This is a genomic window from Nonomuraea sediminis, assembly GCF_018531495.1.
Lineage (GTDB): Bacteria > Actinomycetota > Actinomycetes > Streptosporangiales > Streptosporangiaceae > Nonomuraea > Nonomuraea sediminis.
Window position 1 is genome coordinate 512,896 of sequence record NZ_JAHDTI010000002.1, and the last position, 26,225, is coordinate 539,120.

A 26,225-nucleotide genomic window follows, 5' to 3' on the forward strand; every position below is an offset into this window, starting at 1 on the left:
CAGTGCCGCCCTCTGTCGTTGAGCCGCACAGCCACCGAGTCGGAGGGACGTTACACCCCACCGCAGCCCCTGCTGCGTACCGGCGCGCAGGGCGCAGTTCAATGCATTGGTCTGGGCGAATGCCGATAGATCGAACTCAACTCCAAGGCCTTACCAATACTCCACATATCTAATGGTCTGATGTGATTCAGGTGTTAATGTCGCGCTTGTCGGCATACAGGTGCTCCCGTGACGGGAGCCGCCCATGAGGAGGGGAATCATGGCGCGTGTCGGCTTCTTCGCCGGAGACGGCTGGGGCGGAGGACACCACCACAATCACCACCATCACCATCACCATCACCGCTGGTGGCGCCGACGGTGCTGGGGCGGCTGGTGGTGATAACCCACCCGATGGAGAGCCGACGGCCTGTCCGTCGGCTCTCCTTTTTGCCGGGACGGAAGGAGACCGCACCGCCGCGGCCAGAGCGGCCGCACGTCGTGGTCGATACTTCGATGCCCACACTCCCGGAATCGCCTGCCACGCCGGGCGTTGCGGCCGAGAACGCATTGGCCGCAGACGAGAATGGGCGGCTTTGCTCAATGCCAAAGCCTCACCAATACTCCGCATTTCGAGTGATGTGCTGTGACTTGAGTGTTAATGTCGCATTTGTCGGCATCGAGGTGCTCCCGCGACGGGAGCCGCTCATGAGGAGGGGAATCATGGCACGTGTCGGCTTCCCTGAATGGGGCAACTGGGGCTGGGGCTGGGGCCGCAGACGCTGGTGGCGACGCCGCTGGTGGTGGGGCCGAGGCCGCGGCTGCGGCTGCCACCGTGGAGGATGGTGGTGGTAATCCACCCCGAGGAGAGCCGACGGCCTGTCCGTCGGCTCTCCTTTCACGTGGGGTCGCAACTCCGGCGGCCTACGCCTCCTCGGCTCGGCACGCCGCCGAAGACCGATGACCTTCGGCTACTCCCCGTACGTCGACTCGTAGGCCTGGCGCGGCCCGCACACGCTGGCCTTGCTGCACGCGCAGCGCCGCCCGCCGTCGTTGAGCCGGACGATCACCGAGTCGGAGGGCACGTTGTGCCCCACCACGGTCCCCGCGCCCTGCGGCGTATCGACGCTCACGCCCACCCGCGGCGCCGAGGCCCGGAACTCCTGATACAGGGGATGCTCGTACTTCAGGCAGCACATCAGCCGGCCGCAGGCGCCCGCGATCCGCAGCGGATTGACCGGCAGGTCCTGGTCCTTGGCCATGCGTACGGAGACCGGCTCGAAGTCCTTCAGGAACGTGGCGCAGCACAGGTCACGCCCGCACGGCCCGATGCCGCCCTGCAGCCGCGCCTCGTCCCTGGGGCCGATCTGGCGCAGTTCCACCCGGGCCCGCAGGTTCCTGGCCAGGTCGCGGACCAGCGCACGGAAGTCAACCCGGTGCGGCGCCGAGAAGTACACGGTGTAGACGTTGTCCTTGTCGACGTAGTCGACCCCCACCACCTTCATCGGCAGCGAGTGCCGCTTGATCAGCCTCTTGGACACGCTGCGTGCCTCGGCCCTGCGCCGCTTGTTGGCCTCGTCGCGCGAGAGGTGCTCCTCCCCCGCGACGCCCGCGCACACGGGCAGGCCGTCGATGTCCTCGCTCGTGTATTGCGGGGCCCACACGCACTCGGCTACCTCGGGACCCGAGTCGGTCGGCACCAGCACCTTGTCTCCGACCTTGGGGCTGTGCTCGCCGGGGTCGAGGTAGTAGAGCCTTCCATAGCGGGTGAAGCTCACGGCCATGATCATTCCCATGGGCTCGAGCTCGCCTCCTGACGGCCTTCGGGGGTGTACGGCCTTCGCCTGCCACACTACGTGGGAGGCCCCGCCGAGCGTGAGGCCTCCCGACGCACTTCTCCTAGCAGGCCGCGTGCGGCTTGTTCGACGGCCCTCCGGAGCAGCGCATGTCGAAGGCCATTTGGACCCCATGCAGGCCCTTCGCGATCCTGATCACCTTGGTCCGGTCGGCACCGGGTTTCAGCCACAGCTCGATGGAGGCGGGCTGGAGCTTTCCATCCTCGACGCTGTGCTGCAGGTTGATCGTCTTGGTCTCAGGCAGGGCCGCCAGCTTCTCCTGGATGGCCTGGACGTCCGCCGTCGACACGCCGTCCTTCAGCGTGGCGCAGGACGCCCCAGGAGTATGAGGCTTACAGAGGACAATCCCGATATCGCTCTTGCCCGTGTTGTCGCCGACCCGCTGATCGACGACCACCTGCGCCACACCCGGCTGGCCGGTGACCGCTGCGACGACGGGCTGAGGATCGGCCCCCGTCTTCAGCTTCACCCGGAACGAGGTTGGCATATCCGTAACCCTGGTCGCCTTGATGAGGGGCTGGTTATCCGCATTCGCCTCCTGAAAATTCTTGTAGGCCGTCGCTTGATCCTCGTAGTACAGCTGGTCCACGTAAGGCACGCTCTTCAGCAAGGACTGCAGAGCCTTGGTCTGCTCCGCCGTGACGCCCTTCCCCTTGCACTGAGGCATGGCCGAACCCTTGACGCACAGGAATACCCTGACCCCGGTCACCTCAGGACCGACGGGCTTGGCAGCGACCACACCCTGGCCTCCCGGAGAAGTGACCGTCACGGCCGCGATCGCCCCCGCCAGAGCCACGCCCGCCGCAGCCGTGATCAGCCGGAAATCCACTCGAAACCTCCTACGCTCCGGAACTGTGAGCGGCCTGATCGAGGCCACGTCGACCGTGGCACCCGCCTCGTCCAGCACCTGCCGCAGACGCTCCTCCACAGGGCTGTTCACGCGTCCTCCCCCAGCGCCCGGCCGAGGGCCGCCAGCCCCCGCGTGATCGTGGAACGCGCGGTGCTCGCGCTGATCCCCATGGTCTCGGCGATCTCCTGGTCGGTGAGATCGAGGTAATACCGCAACGTCAACGCCTCCCGCTGTCTCGGCGGAAGCTCCCGCATGGCGAGCAGCACCGCGCGCCGCTCCTCCCCGATCAGCGCGGCGCTCTCGGCCGACCAGACGGGCGGCTCGTACGGCACGGCCCGACGGAACACCGTCGCCCGCCGGCGCAGCACCGACCGGCACCCGTTGAGCACCGCGGACCGCACGTAGGTCAGCGCCTTGCCGGGATCTCGCAGCCGGGCGCGCCCGGCATGCGTGCGCGCGAACGCGTCCTGCACGACGTCCTCCGCGGTCGCCTGATCGCCGACCATGAGCAATGCCAGCCGTACGAGCCCGACATGATGCTCGGCGAAAATCGTCGCGACGTCGACGCGCTGCGGCGCCCGCGCCTCGCTTTGAGGGAGCAGTTCGACTTCCACATTCCAGAGACGCCCCACCGCCCGAGTTGCTGCTCCCGCCCCGCGGATTTCTTCTCTCACAGCCTTCTTTCCTTGTACGGCGAGCCCCCTTCTTTCCTGTACGGCAAGCCCCTTCTTTCCTCGTACGGCAAGCCCCTTCTTTCCTCGTACGGCAAGCCCCTTCTTTCCTCGTACGGCGAGCCCCCGCCACCCGCCGCCCTCCGCACTTCGGCTGAGGACCCGCGCCCGGCGCTTCGGCGAGTCGGTGACAGTTGCCCACCGTCACGGCGCTCCGTGATCGTGGCACCCCGGCCCCCGGCTCGCCACGCCTTCGCCGTACCCCACCCCGGTGACCTGGCGCCCAGCCGCACCCACCCCAACGACCCGGCGCCAGCCGTACCCCATCCCCACGACCCTGCGGCCTGGGGGCGAGCCCCACGCGCCAGGAGCGCCTCGCTCTTGCCCCGCGACCAGGACGTCATCGGTTCGAGCGTGATTGGACATACAGGTTGTCGAGCGATCATTGGTGCCGAATCGTCATTAATTGGAAATGGAGCGCGGTTACGTTCCCCACGTGCGCGATGCCACAGAGTCATCGCCATGTGGGAAGGGAACGTCCGTGGCATTAGGACAAATCCGAAAAATCCTCGCCTCCGCCACCACCGTGGTAGCCCTGGGCGCGGGATTCCTGGCAGGAGCCCCCGGCGCCACCGCGCAGACCGGTTCCGCCTCCACCTATCTGGTCCTCTACAGCGCGGGTGCGAGCACCGACGGCGCGAAGAGCGCGGTTGAGGGCGCCGGCGGTTCACTGGTGGCCAGCTACAGCCAGATCGGCGTCGCGGTGGCCAGCTCCTCCGACGCCGGATTCGCGACCGCGATGGAGCAGGTCAAGGGGGTCGAGGCGGTCGCCGCCACGACCAAGTTCGGCACGAAGGTCGACACGCTGGACGCGGGCTCGGACAACGCCCCGGCCGCCATCCCCGCGGCGACCTGGGGTGACTCGCTGTCCGGCCTGCAGTGGGACATGAAGCAGATCAACGTCCCGCAGGCGCACGCGGTCACCGCGGGCAGCAAGGCGGTGACGGTCGCGGACCTCGACACCGGCCTGGACTTCACCCACCCGGACCTCGCGCCGGTCTACGACGCCGCCAAGAGCGCCGACTGCTCCAGCGGCAAGCCGACCACGCTGCAGCCCGGCAACGACGCCAACGGACACGGCACGCACACCGCCGGAACCATCGCGGCGGCGGCCAACGGACACGGCATCGTCGGCGTGGCCCCCGGCGTCAAGCTCGCCGGCGTGAAGACGGCCAACGACGACGGCTTCTTCTTCCCCGAGATGGTGATCTGCGCCTACATGTGGGTGGCCGACAAGGGCATCGACATCACCAACAACAGCTACTTCGCCGACCCGTGGCTGTTCAACTGCGCCAACGACGAAGGCCAGCGGGCCATCTGGAAGGCCGAGCGCCGCGCGATCGCCTACGCCCAGTCCAAGGGGACCCTGGTCATCGCCTCGGAGGGCAACGAGTCCACCGACCTGTCGCACCCCCGCATCGACGTGACCAGCCCGGACTTCCCCGACGGCGCGGCGGAGCGGCGTGAGATCACCAACGCCTGCCGGGTGGTCCCGGTCGAGGTTCCCGGCGTCGTCGGCGTCACCGCCACCGGCAACCTGCGCCAGAAGGCCTACTACTCCTCCTACGGCACCTCCACCGCGGACGTCGCGGCCCCCGGCGGCGACGCGATCCTGCAGCGCACCGCCGACGCCGTGAACGGGCGGGTCCTGTCCACCTACCCCAAGGGCCGCCCGTGCGCCCGTCCGGTCGTCGACCCCGCCACCGGCGGCACCTACTGCTACCTGCAGGGCACCTCGATGGCCGGTCCGCACGCGGTGGGCGTGGCAGCGCTGCTGCTCAGCGCCAACCCCTCGCTGTCGGGCGGCTCCCTGGCGGCCAAGCTGCAGCAGGCCACCAACTCGCTCACCTGCCCCACCGACGTGTCGGCCTACGAGCCCTTCCCGCAGAGTGACGACTCGCCGCAGAGCTGCCAGGGCGGCGCGGGTCACAACAGCTGGTACGGCTCAGGCGAAATCGACGCCCTCAAGGCCGTGAGCTAACCACCCCGGAGGCCGCTGCCGCCCCCGGCAGCGGCCTCCACTTCTTCCTGACCCACGCGGAACGTTCGGGGCCCGCACGTGCCTTGCCCGCCAGGGCCCGCGGCCACTTCTCCCAACCGCCACGCGGAGCGCCCAGGGCCGCCACCTGCCCCACCCGCAACCCTCTCCGGCAGATGGGCCATCCTCCGCGGCACCTAGCTTCGCTGGCGACCTCAACGCCTGCTGCACAGCCCCCGGACTCTTCATGAGGGATGTGTACCTGGTCAAGGGCTCGCGCGCCGTCCGCTACCCCCTCTGACGCAGGAGCTGTGGGGCCTCGTCGTGCGGATCAGGTGGAGGGCCGCGAAGGCCGCAGGGGTCCAAGCTCACCGGTTTTCAGGGAATGAGCACGCCCCAGTAGGCCGCCCAAGGCACGAACACCGCGGCTGCTGCCAGGACCATTCCCAGCCGTATCCGGTTTCCTGGGGATAGCTCGCGGCGGTGGCGCCAGGTGGCGGTGACCGTGGCGACCGCGGCGACGACCGTGGCCACGGCGAGAAGCTGAAGTGCCAGCCATGGCAGGGGGCGGCCGAGGACCATGGGCCCGATCAGGTAGGCGCCGGTGAGCACCAGGACGCAGAAGTAGCCGAGGAAGCCGAGTGTGGAGGCCATGAGGGCGATGACGAGCCAGCGAGCCGGTCGTGAGGCTGGGGGCGCGCCGCGGTGTCGCCGCAGCCGCCTCACTGTCGCCGCCAGCGCATAGCCGAGGGAGGCGGCGAGGAAGATCGCGAAAGCCGCGAGCTGCAGCCAGGGTGACTCGTACCAGGCGAACGGTCCGTCCACCGGACGGCTCAGCAGATCCTGGGACGGCGGCTGGTCCGCGCCGGCTTTCGGCGGGCCATCGCTCAGGCCGGTGATCCAGGCGGCCTCGAACTTGGCATAGTCGGCAGGGAGACTGTCGGGACGGTCGAAGCCGTCGTCGAACGTGCGGTTGAGATTGTGGCGGACTCCGGCGATGAAGTGGATGGAGTAGTGGGCGTTGCCGCCGCGCTCCAGGCCCTGCCGGATGATCTGGGAGCTCTCGGCGGGCATCGCCTCCCGGTCGAGGGCTCCCCACAGCGCGAGGACCGGCTGGTGGACGTGTTCCCAGCTCAGCATGGGATCGCGCTCCTCTTCGCCGAACAGGCCGCTCCCGATCCCGAACCTGATGGCGCGCCGCTGCAGCATGTGGGTCAGCGACCCGTGCACGCCCGCGTGACGGAGCCGCTCGCCGTACGCCCATGCCTGCTGCCTGGCGGGCGTCGTTCCGACCGCGCCGGCGACGACGAGGAAGGCCACGTCCGAGGATCGGGCGGCCGCGATCGGCGCCACCCACGCCCCCTCCGACAGTCCCCAGATGCCGACCATCGCCGGGTTCACCTCGGCGCGGGCCCGCAGTGTGCGCACCGCCGCCAGCGCGTCACCGGCGAGCGTCTCGTAGTTCCGCCGCAGGGTGGAGTAGCCGATGGTGCGCTTGTCGTATATCAGGGTCACGATGCCTCGCTTGGCGTAGGCCTCGGCCTCGTCCCGGAATTCCTCCCGGGTGACCGGCCCGGCGCCGTGCACCATGACGATGCCGGGACTGCGGCCTTTCGCCGCCTTCGGCGCCACGACCGTTCCGTGCAAGGTCACGCCGCCGTCCCCGGTGAAGGTGACATCGCTGGTGACCAGTGCGTCGGCCTGTGCGGGTACGGGTAGGGCGAACAAGGCGATCGCGAGCATGACGGGCAACAGCGACCACGTCCAGCGTTTGCGTGAGAGCAGCACGAGGTGCTCTCCTTTCTATGGGAATCCGTGCACGTGAAGACACGCCCTTGGCGGGGCGTGGTGATGCGGATTTCGTCTCTGGGCCGTCGGGCTGCAACCCGGCGGCCCAGATCATTCGCCGTCGTCGGCGGATGTGGGGGCGGGGAACGCGAGCATCCGGGCGAGCACGACGCGCGCCCCGGGCGGCGTCGCCTCGTCCGGCCTTTTGTAGCGGTAGAGCAGTTTCACGTACTCCTCGAGAAACTCTTTGAGCTCGTCGAGGGTGAGGCGCATCGCCGAGCGCGACCAGACCAGGGCGTCCGCCCATTCACCGAGGTCGTCGCGTTCGAGTTGGTAGCGGGTGAATTGCTCGAGCTCCTCGGCGAAGTCGAGCCGGTTCATCTCCTCGACCGCCGCCCGCATCTCCGGGGTCTGCCGGCTGTAGGGCGGAATCCTGCGATCAGCAGGCACCTGGCGCCACCAACGTTCCCGTCCCCTCGACAGCTCGGGCACCTCTTCGATGAACCCGTGCTTGGCCATCTGGCGCAGGTGATAACTGGTCAGGCCAGTGTTCTCGCCCAGCGCTCGGGCGAGAGTCGCGGAGTTGGCAGGACCGTTGCGCAACTGCCGCTCGATCCGCTGTCGCATGGGATGCGCCAGGAGCTTCAGCGCCTCGACATCGGTTATCTCCTGCGGGACGAGATCCACGAGAGCACCGTATCGTTCGCAAACGCTCTTTGCAAAGGCTCTTTGCGAAGCGCGTGCCCTTAAGACCATGAAGGAGAAGCGTGGCTCGGCGCGCCGTGACGGCCGGTGGACGCTGCCGCACCGGCTGGCGCTGCGCACCGCGTGGTGCACCGTGATGCTGGACCTGACCCTGGCGCTGCGCAGCGCACCCGAACTGGTCATCGAGCGCAGGTGAACGGCGCCAGCGTGGGGTTGGTCCTCGCGCCGGGCATGGTGGTGGACGCCAACGAGCTGTCGGTACGGCACAGCCTGGTGACGATCAGCGGGGACGACGGCGGCAACACGGCGGAGACGCTGCACGTCCGCTTGGCAGGCCGGATGAAGCACGGCCTGCTCACCATCCGGTGGGAGACACCGCGCCGGTGACGCCGCTGGGCCCGGATACCGCGATACCCGGGCCCTGACATCTCGCGCGTGGTACGGGCGCGCCGCCGTACCAAGGCCTGTCGTCAACGACAGGCGCACCCCGCCGCGGCTACATCCCCGCTAATCCCCGGTCATCAGGATGAAGGTGAACCCGGCGATCCTCGTACGGCGTAGCGGAATGTCGCACTTGATCCGGCGCAGCACCTCGTTCCTGCTGAGGCCGAGTCCCTGCGCGATGAGCCAGTCCGGGCGCACCGGCACCGGATCCTCGAAGACGACCTCCACCTGGACCGGCCACGCCTCGTCGAGCCGTGCCGACGGGGTGTCCAGCCGCCAGGCCCCGTTCCAGTCCAGGGTGAAGCGGTTGCGCCGGGCGAGCAGCGGATCCAGCAGCGTGGACGCCACCAGCTCCGGATCGTTGGCGTGGTAGCCGCCGAGCTCGGCGGGATCGAAGGAGCTGACCGGCGCTCGCCCGTGCACGGTGAGCTTGATCGTCCGATCGCAGGACACGCAGCGGACCAGCAGCCACACGTCCAGCAGCTTGCCGTTGGCGTTGACGCGGAACCTGCCATCGCCGGTGGTGGCCGACTCCGACCCACAGTCCACGCACCGCAACGACAGCAGAGGCAGCCTGGTCCGACGAACGACCCAGGGCAGCACAGTATGAGGTTGTGAAGACATGATCTCTCTAGACCTGACACGAGGCCGATTGCGCGCGGCCTCAAACGCTGTATGACCGGGCGCACATGGGCAGCCCGGCAGAGCCGACGGGAGGGTCGGCTTGAAGGTGAGCGGAGAAAGGTGTCAGGTCTAAAGAGCAGGCGGGGTCACGCGGTTTTGTCCTCTGTCCTCACTGCGACGTGTCGCAGGCAACCTACGGGAACGCGGAAGGAAGGCTCAATCGGTTTTCCGGCGGTGGCGGTCTCTGCCGCTTGGGAGCGGTCGGTGGCGGCGGCTCGTCGTACGAGAAGGCCCCCAGAAGGCCCTAGCCGTGCAAGAAGGCCCCCGTACGGCCGGGAGGCTCCTATGCGGACCGCAGGGCGAGGAGCATCGATTCCACGGCGATCTGGGGGTTGACGTTGGCGTCGAGGCGCTCGCGGCACTGCATGATCGCGTCGATCCGCCGCAGCGTCTCCTCAGGCGTGCTCACTCGCGCCAGCTGATCAAGATCAAAACGAAGATCGTCGTTGGCCAGCTCCACCCGCGCCCCGAACTGCATCGCGAGCACATCCCGGTAATACGCCACGAGCTCGAGCAGCGCCCCGTCCAGCGAGTCACGCTTGATGCGCGTGGCACGCGACTTCTGCCGGTCCTCAAGCTCCTTCAAAGCCCCGGCCCCACCCCGGACCAGCCCGCGGTTGAGCCCCTTGCCCGTGGACCCCTCACCGTACAGACGCCGCAGCTCGGTGGTCTCCGACTCGTTGAGCGCGGTGGTGGCCGAGGTGGCCTCCTCCTCGGCGGTCTTGACCAGGCGTTCGGCCGCCGAGATGCACTCGCCGACCCCGGTCAGCGAGCGGGGGATGGACAGGACAGCCTCGCGCCGCTGCCGCGCACCCTCGTCGAGCGCGAGCGCCCGGGCACGCGAGATGTGCCCCTGAGCCGCGCGGGCGGCGAAGCGGGCCGTCTCCCACGGGACGCTGTCGCGGGTGGCCAGCACGTGCGCGACGGCCTCGGTGGCCGGCGTGGTCAGCGTGATGACCCGGCAGCGCGACCGGATGGTGATCACCAGGTCGTCGGGCGCGGGCGAGCAGAGCAGCCACACCGTCCGCGGCGGCGGCTCCTCGATGGCCTTGAGCAGCGCGTTCGCGGCCGACTCCGTGGCACGGTCGGCGTCCTCGAACAGGATCACCCGCCAGCGCCCCTGGGTGGGAGCTCCGGCCGCGCGCAGGATGAGCTCGCGGGTCTGCTTGACGCTGTAGGACAGGCCTTGGGGCCGCACCGACTCCAGGTCGGGATGGGAGCCGATCATCACCTGGTGGCACTGGTCGCAATGGCCGCACCCGCCGTCAGGACACAGCAGCGCCGCGGCGAAGGCCCTGGCCGCCTCCTCCCGACCGGAGCCGGGCGGGCCGGTGAACAGCCAGGCGTGCGTCATGCCCGTGCCCCGGCCGCCCTCGACGACCTCGCGCGCCGCCGCGGCCGCCCGCGACAGTACGGCTACCGCCTGGTCCTGACCGATGAGGTCGTCGAATACAGCCACGAGGCAAGGCTAGTCGCGGATGGCGGGCATCGTGCCGGTGACGTCCTCCGACTCCTGCGGCACCGGGTCGGGCAGGATCTCGCGCACGCGGTCCTGGATCTGCCGGGTGATCTCCTCGGACGGCAGCGTGCCGTCGACCACCAGGTAGCGGCCGGGCTCGGCGGCGGCCAGCGCCCTGAACTCCTTGCGCACCGCCTCGTGGAACTCCAGCGGCTCGGACTCGATCCGGTCGGCCGCGCCGCCCAGCCGGGTCAGCCCCACCTCGGGCGGCGTGTCGATGAGCACGGTCAGGTGCGGCACCAGCCCGCCGGTGGCCCAGGCGTTGACCTGGGCCACGTCGGACGGGTCAAGCGCCCGCCCGGCGCCCTGGTAGGCCAGCGAGGAGTCGACGTAGCGGTCGGTGACCACGATCGAGCCGCGCAGGAGCGCGGGCCTGATGACCTTCTCCACGTGCTCGGCCCGGTCGGCCGCGTACAGCAGGGCCTCGGCGCGCGGCGACAGGCCGCGCTCGGCGGCGTCGAGCAGGATGGCCCGCAGCCGCATGCCCACCTTGGTGGATCCGGGCTCGCGGGTCTGCACGACGTCGTAGCCCTGGTCGCGCAGCCAGATGGCCAGCAGCCGCGACTGGGTGGTCTTGCCGGATCCCTCGCCGCCCTCGAAGGCCACGAACATCCCGGGCAGTTGCTCGTCCACCTCGGGCTTGTACTGCTCGCCGCGCAGCGCCGCGAGCAGGTCGTCGGACAGCGCGATGCCGGGCCGGTCGTCCATGTGGCGCAGCGACAGTACGCCCACGACCGCCGCAAGCACGCCGGCGATCAGCAGCACCAGGTTGGTGCCGTCGAAGGCGTAGGTGATCTGGCCGAGCTGCACCGTGCGCTTGTCGAACAGCGCTGCCAGCGGGTTGGCCACGGCCACCACGAGCAGCAGCACGACCCGGGCGGTGGACTGCAGGAAGGAGAAGGTGCGGCCGCGCAGCGCGTCCTCGACCTCCAGGCCGATCAGCGTGTAGCCGATGATCCAGGCGATGCCCGCGAACGCCCCGAGCAGGGCGGTCAGCATGACCACGATCACCAGGTTGTGGACGAGCGCGAGCGCGGCGAGCACCACGCCGGCCGAGACGATCGACACGCCGAACATCCGCCGCCGCGACAGGCCGCTCAGCAGCCGCGGCCCGAAGAACATGCCGGCGGCCATGCCGACGAAGACCGCGCCGAACATCGTGCCGTAGGCCGCGTCACCGCCGCCCTGCGCCAGCACGTACACCTTGGCGACGCCGACGACCGCGCCGCCCGCGGCGAAGGCGCCGAGCATGCCGATGACCAGGCCGCGCACGAGCCGGTTGGTGCCGATGTAGCGCCAGCCGTCGATGATCTGCCGCAGCACCGACGGGGTGGAGATCGCGCCGCCGCGCCGCGGGATGCCGCTCAGCGTGAAGATCAGCAGGGCCGACACCAGGTAGGCCAGGGCGTTGAGGCCCAGCGCCAGCGAGGTCGGCTGGAGCAGCGACGCGGTGGTGTGCAGCAGGTCGTCCGCCACCGACAGCAGGGCGAACAGCGCGGCCGCGACCGGTGCGGTGCCGTAGGTGACCAGCAGGCTGATCCGGTTGGCGGCCTCGAGCTGTTGCTTGGGCACCAGGTTGGGGATGGTGGCGTCCTTGGCCGGCACCCAGAACAGGTTCACGCACTCGATGAGGAGCGTCGCGATGATGATCCACTGGTATCTGCCGACGAACGGGATGGACACCACGATGGCGAAGCGCGCCAGGTCTGCCACGACCATGGTCAGCCGCCGGTCGAACCGGTCGGCGAAGGCCCCGGCCAGCGGCCCGAGCAGCACCGCGGGCAGCATCTTGGCGACGAAGACGCCGCCGACCGCCAGGGACTGGTTGCGGAAGCCGCCCTCGGTCAGGTTGGCGGCCAGCGCGGTGAGCGCGAGGATGTTCAGCCAGTCGCCCAGGCTGCAGACCGACGCGGCCGTCCACAGTCGGCGGAACGGCGCGTTAGCCAGCACGTTTGTGGGCCGGCGTCGGCCAGGGGCGCTCATAGTGTCAGCGTATCCAGGTGCTCGCGGGTGGGGGGAACACACGAGACTCGCCGGACATACCGGTTCGCTCGTCGCCGAGAGTAATACGTCCGCGGTGCCGCGCGCATGGTACACCCCCGGAATTGGTCATGAAAAACTCGTCTCTTCCGTACGGCGGACCGCCTCGATCACGGGTGTCCACGCCTGCCGAACGGGCCCCGGGAGGTCCAATTCGCCCCAGCAGTCCACCAGCAGCGCACCGTCGATCGATCCGAGCAGGTCATCCGGGGTGCCCGAGCGCAGCAGCCGCGTGTAGACCTCGCGCCGCCGCCCGCCAGGCACGGCGAGCGCCCTGCCCACCGGCAGCCGCCACAGCCGGTCGGGCACGTGGAAGCCTCCTGGGTGGCGGGTGAACTCCACCTTCTGCTCCAGCGCGAGCCGGAACCCGGCCGCGTCCAGGATCCGCCCCGCGGTCTCGAGCGTGGGCGACTTGCGCCCATGCTCGTAGGCGGACAGCGTGGTGCGCGACGTGCCGCTGGCCTCGGCCAGCGCGGTCTGGTTGAGGCTGGCCGCATGCCTGGCCCGCTTGATCAGCATGCCGCCCGACTCGGCCCAGAACCGTACGTCGGGTACGGGGAGTGATCCCATCGTCACCTCCGTTGGTAGCCGATGGGATACTACTCCGATTCTTAGGGCTTCGTGGCCGGTTTCTTGGCGGGAGCCTTCTTGGCCGGCGCCTTGCGCGTGGTCGTCTTCTTGGGCGCCGGAGCCCGCTCGCGCCGCTCGGCCAGCAGCTCGGCCGCCCGCTCGGTCGTGATGTCCTCGACCGTGTCGCCCTTGCGCAGCGAGGCGTTGGTCTCGCCGTCGGTCACGTACGGGCCGAAGCGCCCCTCCTTGACCACGATCGGCTTCTTGGAGTTGGGGTCCTCACCCAGCTCGCGCAGCGGCGCGGCGGCGGCCGCCCGCCCCCTGCCCCGCGGCTTGGGCTGCGCGAACAGCTCCTTGGCCTGCTCGATCGTGACCGAGAACAGGTCATCCTCCGAGGCCAGCGAGCGCGAGTCGGTGCCCTTCTTCAGGTACGGGCCGAACTTCCCGTTGTACGCCATGACCTGCTCGCCCTCGAGCTCGCCGACGACCCGCGGGATCGACAGCAGCTTGAGCGCGTCCTCCAGCGTGATCGTGTCCAGCGACATCGTCTTGAACAGCGAGCTCGTGCGCGGCTTGGGGGCATCGGCCTTCTTGGCCCGCGTCGTCTTCTTCGCCGTCTCCTCGGCCGCCGCGGGCAGGATCTCGGTGACGTACGGGCCGAACCGGCCGTCCTTGGCCACGATCATGTTGCCGGACACCGGGTCGTGGCCCAGCTCGCGGTCGCCGGTCGGGCGCGAGAACAGCTCCTCGGCCTTCTCGGCGGTCAGCTCGTCGGGCGTCATGTCCTCGGGCACGTTCACCCGGGCACCGTCACGGTCCAGATAGGGCCCGTACCGGCCGACCCGCAGCACGATGTCGCTGCCCCTGACGGGGAAGGAGCTGATCTCCTTGGCGTCGATCTCGCCGAGATCGGTCACCATCTCCTTGAGACCCTCGTCGCCTTCGCCGCCGTAGTAGAAGCGCTGCAGCTCGGGCACGCGCTCCGCCCGGTCGTTGGCGATGTCGTCGAGGACCTTCTCCATCTCGGCCGTGAAGTCGTAGTCGACCAGGTTGCCGAAGTGCTGCTCCAGCAGGTTGACCACGGCGAAGGCCAGGAACGACGGCACCAGCGCCGTCCCCTTCTTGAAGACGTATCCCCGGTCGAGGATCGTGCCGATGATCGAGGCGTACGTCGAAGGCCGCCCGATCTCGCGCTCCTCCAGCTCCTTGACCAGCGACGCCTCGGTGTAGCGGGCGGGCGGCTTGGTGGCGTGCGCCGCCACGTCCAGCCGCGCCAGCGAGAGCGCCTGGCCCTCCTCCAGGGTCGGCAGCCGCTTCTCGGAGTCGTCGCGGTCGGCGGTGGAGTCGTCCACGCTCTCGACGTAGGCCTTCAGGAAGCCGTAGAAGGTGATCGTCCGGCCCGAGGCGTTGAACTCCACGTCCTCGCCGGCGTTCGAGCGGCCGGCCACCTTCACGGTGATCGACTCGCCCTGAGCGTCCTTCATCTGCGAGGCCACCGTGCGCTGCCAGATCAGCTCGTACAGGCGGAACATGTCGCCCGACAGCCCGGTCTCGCCGGGCGTGCGGAACTCCTCGCCCGACGGGCGGATCGCCTCGTGCGCCTCCTGCGCGCTCTTGACCTTGCTGGCGTACACGCGCGGCTTGTCGGGCACGTAGGCCGCGCCGTACAGCTTGATCGCCTGGGAGCGGGCGGCCGCGACGGCCGTCTCCGACAGCGTGATGCTGTCGGTACGCATGTAGGTGATGAAGCCGTTCTCGTACAGCCGCTGCGCCACCTGCATCGTGTACTTCGCCGAGAAGCCCAGCTTGCGGCTGGCCTCCTGCTGCAGGGTGGTCGTCCTGAAGGGCGCGTACGGCTTGCGCGTGTACGGCTTGCGCTCGACCGACTTGACCGCGTACGACGAGTCCGCCAGACGGGCCGCCAGCTCACCGGCGGCGGCCTCCGACAGGTGCAGGACGTCGTTGTTCTTGAGCTGCCCGGTGCTGGCGAAGTCGCGGCCCTGCGCGACCCGCTTGCCGTCGACCGTGTTCAGCGTGGCGGTGAAGTCGCGCGGGCGCTCGTCGGGATTGCCGGTGTCGAACAGCGCCGACAGGTCCCAGTAGTTGGCGACCGTGAAGGCCATCCGCTCGCGCTCGCGCTCGACCACCAGCCTGGTCGCGACCGACTGCACGCGGCCGGCCGACAGGCGCGGCTTGACCTTCTTCCACAGGACCGGGCTGACCTCGTAGCCGTAGAGACGGTCGAGGATGCGCCGGGTCTCCTGGGCGTCGACGAGGCGCAGGTTCAGGTCGCGCGGGTTGGCCACGGCCTCCTGGATGGCGTGCGGGGTGATCTCGTGGAAGACCATGCGGTGGACCGGCACCTTGGGCTTGAGCACCTCGCGCAGGTGCCAGGCGATGGCCTCGCCCTCGCGGTCCTCGTCAGTGGCGAGGTAGAGCTCGTCGGCGTCCTTCAGGAGCTGCTTGAGCTTGTTGACCTGCGACTTCTTGTCGTTGTTGACGACGTACAGCGGCTCGAACGCGTGCTCCACGTTGACGCCGAGACGCGCCCACGCCTCCCCCTTGTACTTCTCGGGGATGTCGTCGGCCTTCTCCGGCAGGTCACGGATGTGGCCGATACTGGATTCGACGATGTAGCCGCGCCCGAGGTACCCGGCGATCGTCTTCGCCTTGGCCGGCGACTCGACGATCACCAGGCGTGTTCCGCCGGCGCTGCCGTTCTTGGCTGGCACGCTGCTACCTACCTCGCTGTTCGCTCGCAATTCCCCCTGCCATGAGCAGGCACAGATCTGAAAGGTAACCCGACTCGCGGATTTTTCCTTCCCCCGGGGCTACCCACTACCTTCCGAGTCCACCCACAAGGACGCAGAATAAAGCCCACTGAGCAGCATCGCGCCCTGACTCACCCTGGAGACTAATCGTTGTGCTCGACTACTCCTACATGGATATCTTCATTCCGCGCGACATCAGCCGTGAAGCCGCACGTCAACTGCTGACCGAACACGCAGAGTACGGCCAGTGGGAGCTCTCCCGAGTACGGAAGTACCCAGACGGGAGCCGCCAGGTACGACTGCGCCGGAAGATACTACGCGTTCGCAGCACCCTCTAACAGCATGGCTTTGCCCGCCTCAGGCCGCGCCCCCGAGACGGGCAAACCCTACTTGGCCTGCGCGCCTCAGGACCCCGGCCAGAGCTGCGACTGTCCCCTCAATGAGACGGGCAAACCCTACTTGGCCTGCCCGCCTCAGGACCCCGGCCAGAGCCGCGACTGTCCCCTCAATGAGACGGGCAAACCCTACTTGGCCTGCGCGCCTCAGGACCCCGGCCACAGCCGCGACTGTCCCCTCTATGAGATGGGCAAAGCCACGTGGCTCTGCCTGTCGGGCAAAGCATCGTGCTTTCCCCCGCCGATCCAGGGCAAAGCATCCGGTGCTTCGCCAACGTTTTGGCGAAGCAACTGAGCTTCGCCCGTCCCCTGGTGGGGAACGGGCGAAGCGGTCTTCTCGCTCAGCCGATCACCGGATGTGAGCGGCCGGCCGTACCTGAATTACTTCCTGCCGGTGCGCAGCCGGCGGGTGGCCGCGAACAGCGTCGTCGAGGCGGCGAACATGGCGCCCAGGACCAGCGCGAACAGCGACGTCGAGTTCATCCCCGTGACGCCGGACGGCTGGGCGGCGCTCATCAGGCCGAGGCCACCGACGGGCAAGGAGCCGGCGGCCGAGGTGACGGCACCGCCGACCGGGGTGGAGGCGACCAGCGAGGTCGCCGGGCCGAGCGCGTTCAGCGGGCTGGACTTGTCGGTGCCCTTGTCAGCGGCCTTGCCGGTCACCGCGGGAACCCTGCCGTGCTGGGCCGGGGTCGCGGGCTGGCCGGGCAGGCCCGGCAGCCCGGGCAGGGCGGGAAGCCCCAGCGAGCTGCCGAGGTCGCCCACCACGGGCAGCGAGGGCAGGCCGGAGCCGCGCATCTGCTGAGTGACGTTGCCCACGTCCTTGAGCGGGCTCAGCGCCGGGACCACCGGCAGCGCGGGCAGCAGGCCGCCGCCCGCGTTGTAGTGCGCGAGCTTGCCGCTGTCGCGGGTCCAGCGGTCGTAGCCGTCGCCCCACTCGTCGTCCGGCTTGCCGACGTGCGATCCGCCCAGGCACCCGGCGGCGGCGTCACCCAGGACGGCCACCGCGTTGCCGCAGACGTTCACCGGCGCGGTGATCGGAGCCACCACCTGGTTGCCGGCCAGAACCCCTGACCGGCCCGAGGTACGGTTGCCGCCGCCGCCCACGCCGTCCTTCGGCGAGACGCTGGCGCCACCCTTGCAGTGGGCCTCGGACAGGCCGAGCGCCGCCACCGCGTTGCCGCAGGCGTTGATCGGGGCCGTGATCGGCGCGATGACCTGGTTGCCCGAGCCGACGCCACTCTGGCCGGAGGTGTGGTTGCCGCCGGCGCCGTGGCCGCCGTTCTTGACCGAGACGCCGCCGCGGCATCCCGCGAAGGCCTTGCCGGCCACCGCGACCGCGTTGCCGCAGACGTTGATCGGCGCGGTGATCGGAGCGACGACCTGGTTGCCGCTCAGCACGCCCGACCTGCCGGAGGTGGTGTTGCCGCCGGCGCCGGAGCCGCCGCCGTGGTTCTCGACCGAGCTGCCGCCCTTGCACCCGGCGGGCGCGTTGCCGGCGGCGTTGCCGCAGGCGGTGATGGGCAGGCTGATCGGGGCGACGACCTGGTTGCCGCTGCCGGCACCGAAGCGCCCGTCGGTGTCGTTGCCGCGCGAGCCCATGCCGCCGCGGCCGTTCTGGTAGCCGTGGCCGGGGTGTCCCCCGCCGCCGCCGTTGGTGACCGAGGCGCCGCCCTTGCAGCCGGCGAAGGCCTCGCCGAAGACCGCGATCGCGTTGCCGCAGATGTTGATCGGACCGCTGATCGGCGCGATTACCTGGTTGCCGCCGAGGACGGAGCTCCTGCCGCTGGTGGTGTTGCCGCCGGCGCCGACGCCGGTGTTCTTGACCGAGGCGCCGCCCTTGCAGCCCGCGGTCGCGTTGCCGAAGATCGCCAGGGCGTTGCCGCAGGCGTTGATGGGAGCGCTGATCGGCGCGGTGACCTGGTTGCCGCCCAGCAGGCTGTAGTCGCCGTTGGTGCGGTTGCCGCCCGCGCCGCCCTTGCCGGAGTTCTTGACCGTCGCGCCGCCCTTGCAGCCGGCGTCGGAGCTGCCGAACAGCGACAGCGCGTTGCCACAGGCGTTGACCGGGGCGCTGATCGGGGCGTTGATCTGGTTGCCCCCGAGCACGCTGCTGTTGCCCGACGTCTTGCCGGGGATGCCGCCCTTCTGGGTGTTCTCGACCGACGCGCCGCCCTGCGAGGAGGCGTGCGACTGGCCGGCCGCGGCGACGGCATTGCCGCTGATGTCGATGGGAAGAGAGATCGGCAGGTTGACCTGGTTGCCGCCGCCCACGGAAGAGTTGCCCGAGGTGTCAGCGAAAGCGGTGCCGCTGCCGAAAGACATGACCGCTACGGCGAGCAGTGCCGCAGGGGCCGATGCCTTCGCCCACGTACGCATGATGAATGCTCCTAGTGGTTCTTGGGGGGATACCTGACAGTTCGCGGGCAGCCGAGGCCGAACGAGGTCGCATCAAGACCGCGCACAGCGGTGACCTCGGGGATTTCGCGAACCAGAGAGACTGACGTGCTCACCCGCCGGCGGAGGGGATCAAGCCGCGCTCCGCCGCCCTGAAGGCAGGGTCCGTACGGGGGTCAGTCAGGTGAGAAGGAAGGGTCGTCCGCCGCTGTGCGGACGACGGGGGGAAGCACGCACGCCAGCGGGGCGCACTGAGCCTCGAGCCGCGGGTCGAACAGAGACCTCGCGACATCCCCCATACCGGGCCCGAACGGGCCGCTGCCACCGCCGTTGGGCACCAGTCCATTGGTGCCCAAGGTCTTGCCCGCGGTGGTGGGAACGGGCAGGGTCGGCTTCGACTGGCTGGTCAGCCCGTCGACCGTCATCCCCGCCATCGCCTCGGCGTTGTCCGGTGCCGAGGCCTTGCCGCCTGCCGTGGGGAAATCATCCATGATGGATCCGGCGACGACGTGAGACGCGTCCGCAGTGGTTTCCGCGGACGCAGGAGACGCTGAGAGCATGCCGAAGAGAAACGCGAGCAGCCAACCGGCGGCCATCAGGACGCCTACCGCGACAGCCCGGACGATGATCCGACGAGCCCCGGCCGCGAACCGCGCCATCCGGGCGGCCCGATCGGTCATCGCCTCGTCTCCCAGGCCGGCCACGGGCACGCGCCGAGCGGCCGGGGACATCGTCCCCAGCTGCTGCCTCGGCGTGCGTGCCACGTGACCTCCTGAGCTCCAGAACCGACCTCATGTGCGAGGCCGGTCCGTGGACTACCCCTCAACGGTCCGTAACCGTAGCAGCACTCAACGTTGCCGCAAGGGCTTTTTCAGCAGAGATCCAGGAACTGGTCAAGGACCCGCACCCCAAACCGGAGCGAATCGACCGGCACCCGCTCGTCCACCCCATGGAACATCCCAGAGAAGTCCAGATCCGCCGGCAGCCGCAGCGGCGCGAACCCGAATCCCTTGATCCCGAGCCTGCTGAAGGTTTTCAGGTCGGTCCCGCCCGACATCGTGTACGGCACGGCCGTACCCTCAGGGTCCTCGTTCCTCAGCGCCTGGACCATGGCGTTGACCAGCGGCCCTTCGAACCCGAACTCCAGCGCCACCTGGTGCTGCACGAACTCCCTGGTCACGTTGGGCCCGAGCAGTTCGTCCAGCGTGGCGAAGAACTCCTCTTCGAACCCCGGCAGGAACCGCCCGTCGATCACCGCCTCGGCCGTCTGCGGGATGACGTTCGTCTTGTAGCCCGCCTGCAGCATCGTCGGGTTGACCGTGTTCCGCAGCGCCGCCCCGATCATGCGCTGCAGCGGCCCCAGGTCCACGCCCTCGGTCGCCTCCTGGAACTTGCGCATCGTCGGCGTCAGCCGTACAGGCCACTCATAGCGACCTACCCGGGCGACGGCCTCGGCGAGTTCGGTCACGGCGTTGTCGGTGTTCAGCATCGACCCGTGGCCGGCCCGCCCCTTCGCGGTCACCCGCATCCAGGCCATGCCCTTCTCCGCCGCCTCGATCAGATACAGCCGCCTGTTCCCGGTCGAGACCGAGAACCCGCCGACCTCCCCGATCGCCTCCGTCACGCCCTCGAAGTGCTCCGGATGCTTCTCGACCAGGAACTTGGCCCCGTAATCGCCCCCGGCCTCCTCGTCGGCCGTGAACATCAGCACGACATCCCTGCCCGGCAGCCTGCCTTCACGGAGCCTTTGACGGACGACCGCGAGGATCATCGCGTCCATGTCCTTCATGTCGACGGCCCCGCGCCCCCACACGCACCCGTCGGCGATCTCCCCGCTCAGCGGATGTTGCGTCCAGTCCCCCGCGTCGAACGGCACGACATCCAGATGCCCGTGCAGCAGCAGAGCCGGTTTGCCGGGATCTGTCCCCTGGACACGCGCGACCACGTTGGCCCGCCTGTCGTCACTCTCCAGAATCGTCGCCTCGAGCCCCACCTCGGCCAGCTTCTCTGCGACGTACTCGGCCGCGACCCGCTCACCGGGCCCGGCGTTGTCGCCCGCATTGGTCGAGTCGATCCTGATCAGGTCCCGGCAAAGCTCGACGACCTCGTCCATCTCGGCTCCTCACTCGCGCGTACGGCATGCTCCACCATCGTCTCCCCGGAAAGCTGGTATGACGCACCCCTCAGAGTTTGCTAACCTTGCTTCGCCGACGCGGGATGACGGTCCCGCGTGCAGGCACCAAGTCCGGGTGGCGGAATAGGCAGACGCGCTAGCTTGAGGTGCTAGTGCCCAGTGATGGGCATGGGGGTTCAAGTCCCCCCTCGGACACAGACTCGTACCCGATGGAGTCCTGGTTTCTCTTCGCAGAGACCAGGACTTCTTGCTTTGAGGGGTCGAAGAGCAGCTCTATCCCAATATCGGCGTAGATCTTCGCCTTGCGGGCCGGATCCGCGTTCCGGAGCACCTTCACCTTGTCGCCCAGCTCACGTAGCGCAGCGGCAAGGGCATCGCGATCAAAGGTGCGAGTTTGAGCGACCGGCAGACGATCGAGCCGACGTTGGAACCCGGCCTTCCGAGACTGTTCCTCCTTCATCCATCCCGCTACGACGACTGGATCAGCCCCGGCATCCAGCGCAGCTCGGTACTGGTCGAGCTTCCGGTCCGTCTCCGCCAGCTGGCGCTCAAGGGAGGCTCTCTCATGGTCTGTCGCCATTGGGACCTCGTAACGTTGAGCAAGGAGGTCCACAGTGCGATCGATGTTCCAGGGCGTGAACAGCCGGCCCAGCCATTTCTCAAGCTCCGGGGCGATGGCACCCTCACGTAGATACACGTTGCGTGGATGAGCAACGCGGTTCGCGAGCGCGTACTCCTGAGGAAAGCGGCACCGGTAGTACGGCATGCCGTTGTTCCACTCGCCCTGCATCCTGCGCAGGCAGATCCCGCAGCGCAGCAAACTGCGGAACTGGTACACGGCGCGGCGCGCCGCCGTACGCCCCGCGCCGGCGCCCTCGCGCCGCGCTGCGGCCTGGGGGCCGGTCACGGCGCGAGCGCCGCGCGGGGCATCGCCGCAACACGGCGTCGCCGTACCCAGAGAGCCCCGCCGACCCGAGCGCCACGCCACCGCGAGACCTTGCTCTCACGCGGTGCGATCATGGCCGGGTGATCGACGTAACGTTAGGCGAGTCCGACGATCCGAACGTCGTGCTCAAGCTCCAAGCCGAGGCATGGGAGCTGAACATCTGGGCCCCCATCACCGAATTGGCACGGCTACGTGACATCAGAAACGCTGACTGGAACAGCCGCCGCTCACTCCAGATCGGCGTCTGCGCCAACGCCTCCGTGCACTGGGCCGTCAATGGCGAACAGGCGCACATCCTCGTCGGTCAGGACGACGAGACATGGGATCTTGGAGTGACGATCCCATTGTCAACCGTCGATGAGATCGTTTCCGAAGTCGAACAGTTCCAGCCAGAGTCATAGGGTTCCCGCCGTAACCCCTGCACCCGCCGCCCGATTGTCCGGGGCAGACGGAACCTGTCAAGGATGGCTGTGCGGGCAGGACAACCGCTGAACACGGAATGTCACTGGCTGAGGGAACACGCGAAGCCATCCTTGACAGAACCCGTCTGACAGTCCCGGAGGGGGCAGCTAGCGGGAGCAGGGAGGAAGTGGCGCATTGAGCGAGCTCCCCGTGGACCAACGAAGCGTGCCCGCTACGTGCCCGTAAGGGGAGCGATCAAGGGGAACTCACGGGGAATCACGGGTTCTCGGACCGCTCCTCCCCAGGTCAGCGTATCGCCAGGTCAGCCACCAAGATCATGAGAGTTCCCAAGCTGACAGCGCGGGTTCGATTCCCGTCACCCGCTCCACACACAAAGGCCCAGGTCAGAGGACGATTCCCGATCCGGGCCTTGATTGTTTCCAGAGCTGTTTGATCTTCTTGGGACATTAGCGGGCCATTACTGTGGTCTAACGCGCCCTTCGCCTGTGGCGACCGTCCATCGCTGTCCGTCAGTGTCCGTGTTCGTCCGCGCACGTTGTCACCCAGTTGGACACAGTGATCGTCGCGTCTCTCGGTCTCGCAGACGTCGCCGTAGATCATCCGGCACGAGGTTCAGCGATCAAGAGTTGGAGAGATATGTTCCTTATGTGTCGGCGATCTCTAGCGTGCTCTCTACCACAGCGATCTCTTTCCTTGCGGCCTACACCCTGTGGCTAGTGCTCACCAATCTGCCTCGTCGAGGCTACGCCAGTTCGTTCAAGGATGCCGATCACGCGGGTGTGGTTCTCTATTGGCGGCCCGGCTGTCGCTTCTGTATGCGGCTCCGCCTCCGCCTGCGCTTCACTCGCTTGAGCTACCACGAGATCAACATATGGAAAGATCAGGAAGCGGCACGATTCGTCCGTTCTGTGGCAGGCGGGAACGAAACGGTTCCGACCGTAATCGTGGCCGGCCGAGCTATGGTGAACCCGTCGCTCCAGCAGTTGATCGACGCTGTCAAAGTATCCGCGCCGCAGCTCCTGCCTGCCGAGGATGGCAGAAAGAAGCCGCCGCAGCCCTGACTCTCCTAGCTACAGCACCTCTGTGGATCATCCTGCGGGCATCTCGTCGGCGACGTCCCGCGCCTGGAGCTGCTTGTTGATCGCATCCGTGATCGCCTTGTCCGCCCCGCGCGCGGCGTGCTGGTAGATCATGGCGGCCCTTACGTTGTCGTGTCCCATCCGAGCCATCAGATCCTTGAGGCCTGCGCCGGACTCGGCGGCGAGCATGTTGCCGGTGTGGCGAAGATCGTGAAGGTGCAGGCCGGGCATGCCCATGTCCTTGACCACATCCACCCAGCGACTACGGGTGTTGAAGCCACTGCGCCGAAGCGGGTGTGCGGTTACGTCGTCTCCTGCTTGAGATCGCCGATGATCCTTATGAGGGTTTCCGCTTACGGGCCCGGTACCTCCTGTGGTTGTTAGACCACCCTGAGGCGCCCAAGCCCAAAGTAAGCCAATGGAAGGCGTGGTTGAGAAGTCGGGAAGCCGATCCGGTGTCCGAAAGAGCCGAACCTGTCGCCTGAGCACGACGAGGAAGGAGAGGCTCCCTGTCCCCCACGTGCCCGTTGCGTGCCCGTCAGGAGGGTGACTAAGGGAGACTCGCGGGGAATCACGGTCACTCGACCAGCATCTGTCCAGGTCAGCGTTTCCCCTGCTCAGAGGACATAATCTTGAAAGAGTTCCCAAGCTGACAGTGCACGTAGGCCGCTGCTACCACCTCAGGTGGCGACCTTCACGCGCGTGGAGTCCTGGCAGCTCAAGTGATCGGGGAGCGGTTCAATTCGCCCCTCGGACAAATCCTCCCCGACGGGGGACGAGAGCAGGGGATGGTTCAGGCCGCCCTGGCCAATTTCCAGGGCAGCCCGAACACGCTTTCTCTATGCCTGCGGAAGGTCCCAGCGGGGCTGTGAGGCGTGTGTCTCCCAACAGATCCTGCAACCGATGGTTGCGTCTCAGGGGCACCGAGTCTAAAGTGCAACTAGTGGTTGCTGATCGGAGGAGAGGGTCATGGAGTACGGCACCATCGCGCGTGAGATCCACATCGACGCCGCGCCCGATGTGGTCTACGAGGTCATCACGAAGCCTGAGCACATCGCGCAATGGTGGGGCTTTGACGCGTCGTTCCCGGCAGTGCCGGGCGGTGCCGGGCGGATGACCAAGCAGCGGCGGGACGGGACCGGCACGCTCGTCGTGCCGATCCACGTCGTCGAGGCGGACGCGCCGCGACGGTTCGTCTTCCGCTGGGTTCATCCACAGGACCGGCCGGCGACCTCGCAGAACTCGTTGCTCGTGACGTTCGAACTGGTGCCTGCCGACGGTGGGACGCTGTTGCGCTTGACCGAGGCCGGCTTCCGGGAGATCGGCTGGGAGGCCGCACAGCTCGAGGCGCATTACCGCAGCCACTGTGCCGGCTGGGACCAGCACCTGCCGAACCTGGCGGCGTACGCGGCGGGCTTGGTGCGGTCGTGACCCCGACGATCGACGACAGGCTGTGGGCGGCTATCGGCGACCCGACCCGGCGTCGCCTGCTGGACCTGCTGCTCGTCGACGGCTCCGGCACGGCGACGAGTCTGAGTGTCCTCCTGCCGGTGACGCGCCAAGCGGTCGCAAAGCACCTTGGTGTCCTGGAGCGCGCCGAACTGGTCGTGCCCCGCAAGCACGGCCGCGAGGTGCATTACGTCGTCAACGAAGCGCAGTTCTCCCGCGCCGTCGAGCAACTGGCCTCGGTCGGCGCGGCATGGGACGCACGCCTGCGTCGCATCAAGACGATCGCCGAGTCGATCCAGGCGCTGCGGCCGAAAACCGAGTAGCCCGATCACCACGAGTGAAACGGGCCGGAATGAAAGGAGCCAATCCATTGACGAACACCAAGGCCAACGAGGACTACCAGAAGACGATTCATGTGCGCGCACACCCTGACAAGCTGTTCGACGCCCTCACGACCCCCTCCGGCCTGGCCGCTTGGTGGACAGATGTCATGGGATCTGGCGACACCGGCGGCGAACTCCGGTTCTCCTTCGATCCTCCCGAACCGTGCGTGATGCAGGTCGATCAGGCGACGCGACCGTTTTCGGTGCAATGGACCGTCACCTCCTGCGATTTTCTCCCCGACTGGGTCGGCACGCGTCCGACCTTCACCATCACCCCGGTCGGTGGCGGCGCTTCCGAACTGCGGTTCCGCCACCAGGGCCTGAGCCAGGAGCTGGAGTGCATCGAGCTGTGCACGCGCGGCTGGGATCACTTTCTCGAGAGTTTGCGTCAGTACGTCGAGGCCGGCCGCGGGATGCCGTTCGGCAGCAGCGCGGACAACGCCCGCCGCCTGCAGGAGCGTGCATGATCGTGCCAAAGGTCATCTTTGGGAACCATTCGGCGCTTCGAGTGCGCCGGACAGAACGGGACAGAATCCGGCAGTTTTACCGCGACGTCCTGGGCTGCGAACTCGCCAGGGAGTTGGACGACAAGGACGACTTTCGAATGGGAGGCGGCTTCTATATTTCGTTTCTCTACGGAAGCGGTGACGGGCAGGAGGCGGACAAAGGTGTGACCTACGCTGCGGAGCACGCCCTGAGCGATGACGACTTCTTGAAGGCGATCTTCCTGGAGCTGAAGGCGGAAAACGCCGAGGAGATGCGGCAGGAAATTGTCGACTTCGGCGTCAAGGTACTCGAGGTGCCTGATCCGCACCTGTACTTTCAAGCTCCAGGAGGACAAGTGTTCCGGTTGGTCGGCACCACCGAGGACCTCTCCATGTATGAGGGTCACCGGTAGGAGTCGGTGCCCTCGCACCCACCTGCGGCTTGCCATCGTCCATGGTGGTACGCGGGCCGTATCTACGCTTCGGGATGCTCTCGCTAGTGTGACTCACCACCTCAGTTGGCGGGGTCCTTGTGAGGAGGAGCAGCGTGGTCGCTGTCCGAATGGCCTCGATCCACGAGAAGGGCCGTGACCAGCTGGAAGCACTGCCGGAGATACGATCAGGT

Annotated in this window: 25 protein-coding genes and 1 tRNA gene; 12 read left to right on the forward strand and 14 right to left on the reverse strand. The window is 68.1% G+C overall.

Annotated elements, in window-relative coordinates; all coding sequences use genetic code 11:
* Nucleotides 1-947: 947 nt before the first annotated feature.
* The 3 genes from KIK09_RS10575 to KIK09_RS10585 form a co-directional block, all read right to left on the reverse strand.
* Nucleotides 948-1,766: a PSP1 domain-containing protein gene (locus tag KIK09_RS10575; RefSeq protein WP_214319598.1), complete on the reverse strand. Its 819-nt coding sequence runs from the start codon at nucleotides 1,764-1,766 to the stop codon at nucleotides 948-950.
* Nucleotides 1,767-1,875: 109 nt separating this feature from the next.
* The gene (locus KIK09_RS10580; protein WP_214318551.1) at nucleotides 1,876-2,772 is read right to left on the reverse strand and encodes a permease-like cell division protein FtsX; all 897 of its coding nucleotides are present in this window, start codon (nucleotides 2,770-2,772) and stop codon (nucleotides 1,876-1,878) included.
* The gene (locus tag KIK09_RS10585; RefSeq protein ID WP_308164013.1) at nucleotides 2,769-3,296 is read right to left on the reverse strand and encodes a SigE family RNA polymerase sigma factor; all 528 of its coding nucleotides are present in this window, start codon (nucleotides 3,294-3,296) and stop codon (nucleotides 2,769-2,771) included. The genes KIK09_RS10580 and KIK09_RS10585 overlap by 4 nt, the downstream gene beginning before the upstream one ends.
* Nucleotides 3,297-3,894: 598 nt before the next feature.
* Between KIK09_RS10585 and KIK09_RS10590 the strand changes: the two genes are divergently transcribed.
* On the forward strand, nucleotides 3,895-5,394 hold the full coding sequence (locus KIK09_RS10590; protein ID WP_214318552.1) for a S8 family peptidase: 1,500 nt from the start codon (nucleotides 3,895-3,897) through the stop codon (nucleotides 5,392-5,394).
* Between the two features lie 375 nt (nucleotides 5,395-5,769).
* Here the strand turns inward: KIK09_RS10590 and KIK09_RS10595 are convergent, their stop codons facing one another.
* Both KIK09_RS10595 and KIK09_RS10600 read right to left on the reverse strand, forming a co-directional pair.
* Complete coding sequence (locus KIK09_RS10595; protein WP_214318553.1) at nucleotides 5,770-7,179, reverse strand: alpha/beta hydrolase family protein; 1,410 nt, start codon at nucleotides 7,177-7,179, stop codon at nucleotides 5,770-5,772.
* 111 nt (nucleotides 7,180-7,290) lie between these two features.
* Nucleotides 7,291-7,866, reverse strand: a complete 576-nt coding sequence (locus KIK09_RS10600; RefSeq protein WP_214318554.1) for an ArsR/SmtB family transcription factor — start codon at nucleotides 7,864-7,866, stop codon at nucleotides 7,291-7,293.
* 67 nt (nucleotides 7,867-7,933) lie between these two features.
* On the opposite strand from KIK09_RS10600, the gene KIK09_RS10605 reads away from it, so the two are divergent.
* Nucleotides 7,934-8,080 carry a hypothetical protein gene (locus tag KIK09_RS10605; RefSeq protein WP_214318555.1) on the forward strand — a complete coding sequence of 49 codons (147 nt, stop codon included), beginning with the start codon at nucleotides 7,934-7,936 and terminating at the stop codon, nucleotides 8,078-8,080.
* Entirely contained in the window at nucleotides 8,077-8,271 is a 195-nt protein-coding gene (locus KIK09_RS10610; RefSeq protein ID WP_214318556.1) for a hypothetical protein, read from the forward strand. Before KIK09_RS10605 ends, KIK09_RS10610 begins: the two co-directional genes overlap by 4 nt.
* Before the next feature lie 120 nt (nucleotides 8,272-8,391).
* On the opposite strand, the gene KIK09_RS10615 is transcribed toward KIK09_RS10610, so the two are convergent.
* The 5 genes from KIK09_RS10615 to topA all read right to left on the reverse strand — a co-directional run bounded on the left by KIK09_RS10615 (nucleotide 8,392) and on the right by topA (nucleotide 15,873).
* Nucleotides 8,392-8,931 carry a DUF1062 domain-containing protein gene (locus tag KIK09_RS10615; RefSeq protein ID WP_308164014.1) on the reverse strand — a complete coding sequence of 180 codons (540 nt, stop codon included), beginning with the start codon at nucleotides 8,929-8,931 and terminating at the stop codon, nucleotides 8,392-8,394.
* 364 nt (nucleotides 8,932-9,295) lie between these two features.
* Complete coding sequence (locus KIK09_RS10620) at nucleotides 9,296-10,471, reverse strand: DNA polymerase III subunit delta' (protein WP_214318558.1); 1,176 nt, start codon at nucleotides 10,469-10,471, stop codon at nucleotides 9,296-9,298.
* 9 nt (nucleotides 10,472-10,480) lie between these two features.
* Nucleotides 10,481-12,514: a dTMP kinase gene (gene tmk / locus KIK09_RS10625; RefSeq protein WP_214318559.1), complete on the reverse strand. Its 2,034-nt coding sequence runs from the start codon at nucleotides 12,512-12,514 to the stop codon at nucleotides 10,481-10,483.
* Nucleotides 12,515-12,640: 126 nt separating this feature from the next.
* Nucleotides 12,641-13,141: a helix-turn-helix transcriptional regulator gene (locus KIK09_RS10630; protein WP_214318560.1), complete on the reverse strand. Its 501-nt coding sequence runs from the start codon at nucleotides 13,139-13,141 to the stop codon at nucleotides 12,641-12,643.
* A 41-nt stretch (nucleotides 13,142-13,182) separates the two neighbouring features.
* Nucleotides 13,183-15,873: a type I DNA topoisomerase gene (gene topA / locus KIK09_RS10635; protein WP_214318561.1), complete on the reverse strand. Its 2,691-nt coding sequence runs from the start codon at nucleotides 15,871-15,873 to the stop codon at nucleotides 13,183-13,185.
* Between the two features lie 209 nt (nucleotides 15,874-16,082).
* Between topA and KIK09_RS57575 the strand changes: the two genes are divergently transcribed.
* Nucleotides 16,083-16,250 (forward strand): DUF5703 family protein, encoded by a 168-nt coding sequence (locus tag KIK09_RS57575; RefSeq protein ID WP_250573032.1) that lies wholly within the window; start codon nucleotides 16,083-16,085, stop codon nucleotides 16,248-16,250.
* Between the two features lie 438 nt (nucleotides 16,251-16,688).
* On the opposite strand, the gene KIK09_RS10640 is transcribed toward KIK09_RS57575, so the two are convergent.
* The 3 genes from KIK09_RS10640 to KIK09_RS10650 all read right to left on the reverse strand — a co-directional run bounded on the left by KIK09_RS10640 (nucleotide 16,689) and on the right by KIK09_RS10650 (nucleotide 20,814).
* A complete protein-coding gene (locus KIK09_RS10640; RefSeq protein WP_214318562.1) occupies nucleotides 16,689-18,683 on the reverse strand; it encodes a chaplin family protein in 1,995 nt (664 codons plus the stop codon).
* A 194-nt stretch (nucleotides 18,684-18,877) separates the two neighbouring features.
* Complete coding sequence (locus tag KIK09_RS10645) at nucleotides 18,878-19,465, reverse strand: hypothetical protein (protein WP_308164016.1); 588 nt, start codon at nucleotides 19,463-19,465, stop codon at nucleotides 18,878-18,880.
* A 107-nt stretch (nucleotides 19,466-19,572) separates the two neighbouring features.
* The gene (locus tag KIK09_RS10650; RefSeq protein WP_214318563.1) at nucleotides 19,573-20,814 is read right to left on the reverse strand and encodes a M20/M25/M40 family metallo-hydrolase; all 1,242 of its coding nucleotides are present in this window, start codon (nucleotides 20,812-20,814) and stop codon (nucleotides 19,573-19,575) included.
* A 130-nt stretch (nucleotides 20,815-20,944) separates the two neighbouring features.
* Here KIK09_RS10650 and KIK09_RS10655 point away from each other — a divergent pair.
* The 4 genes from KIK09_RS10655 to KIK09_RS10670 all read left to right on the forward strand — a co-directional run bounded on the left by KIK09_RS10655 (nucleotide 20,945) and on the right by KIK09_RS10670 (nucleotide 23,265).
* Nucleotides 20,945-21,030: transfer RNA gene (locus KIK09_RS10655), tRNA-Leu, on the forward strand.
* A 199-nt stretch (nucleotides 21,031-21,229) separates the two neighbouring features.
* A complete protein-coding gene (locus KIK09_RS10660; RefSeq protein WP_214318564.1) occupies nucleotides 21,230-21,526 on the forward strand; it encodes a hypothetical protein in 297 nt (98 codons plus the stop codon).
* 335 nt (nucleotides 21,527-21,861) lie between these two features.
* A complete protein-coding gene (locus KIK09_RS10665) occupies nucleotides 21,862-22,182 on the forward strand; it encodes a hypothetical protein (RefSeq protein ID WP_214318565.1) in 321 nt (106 codons plus the stop codon).
* 738 nt (nucleotides 22,183-22,920) lie between these two features.
* Nucleotides 22,921-23,265, forward strand: coding sequence for a glutaredoxin domain-containing protein (locus KIK09_RS10670; RefSeq protein WP_308164017.1), 345 nt, complete (start codon nucleotides 22,921-22,923; stop codon nucleotides 23,263-23,265).
* A 27-nt stretch (nucleotides 23,266-23,292) separates the two neighbouring features.
* Here the strand turns inward: KIK09_RS10670 and KIK09_RS59035 are convergent, their stop codons facing one another.
* A complete protein-coding gene (locus KIK09_RS59035; protein ID WP_308164018.1) occupies nucleotides 23,293-23,772 on the reverse strand; it encodes a tyrosine-type recombinase/integrase in 480 nt (159 codons plus the stop codon).
* A gap of 480 nt (nucleotides 23,773-24,252) precedes the next feature.
* Here KIK09_RS59035 and KIK09_RS10680 point away from each other — a divergent pair, with 480 nt between their 5' ends.
* From KIK09_RS10680 to KIK09_RS10695, 4 genes are read left to right on the forward strand one after another with little or no spacing between them, the layout of a single operon-like run.
* Nucleotides 24,253-24,714: an SRPBCC family protein gene (locus KIK09_RS10680; RefSeq protein ID WP_214318567.1), complete on the forward strand. Its 462-nt coding sequence runs from the start codon at nucleotides 24,253-24,255 to the stop codon at nucleotides 24,712-24,714.
* Nucleotides 24,711-25,055, forward strand: a complete 345-nt coding sequence (locus KIK09_RS10685; RefSeq protein ID WP_214318568.1) for an ArsR/SmtB family transcription factor — start codon at nucleotides 24,711-24,713, stop codon at nucleotides 25,053-25,055. The genes KIK09_RS10680 and KIK09_RS10685 overlap by 4 nt, the downstream gene beginning before the upstream one ends.
* Before the next feature lie 47 nt (nucleotides 25,056-25,102).
* Nucleotides 25,103-25,582: an SRPBCC family protein gene (locus KIK09_RS10690; protein WP_214318569.1), complete on the forward strand. Its 480-nt coding sequence runs from the start codon at nucleotides 25,103-25,105 to the stop codon at nucleotides 25,580-25,582.
* A complete protein-coding gene (locus KIK09_RS10695; RefSeq protein WP_214318570.1) occupies nucleotides 25,579-26,013 on the forward strand; it encodes a VOC family protein in 435 nt (144 codons plus the stop codon). Before KIK09_RS10690 ends, KIK09_RS10695 begins: the two co-directional genes overlap by 4 nt.
* Nucleotides 26,014-26,225: the final 212 nt, after the last annotated feature.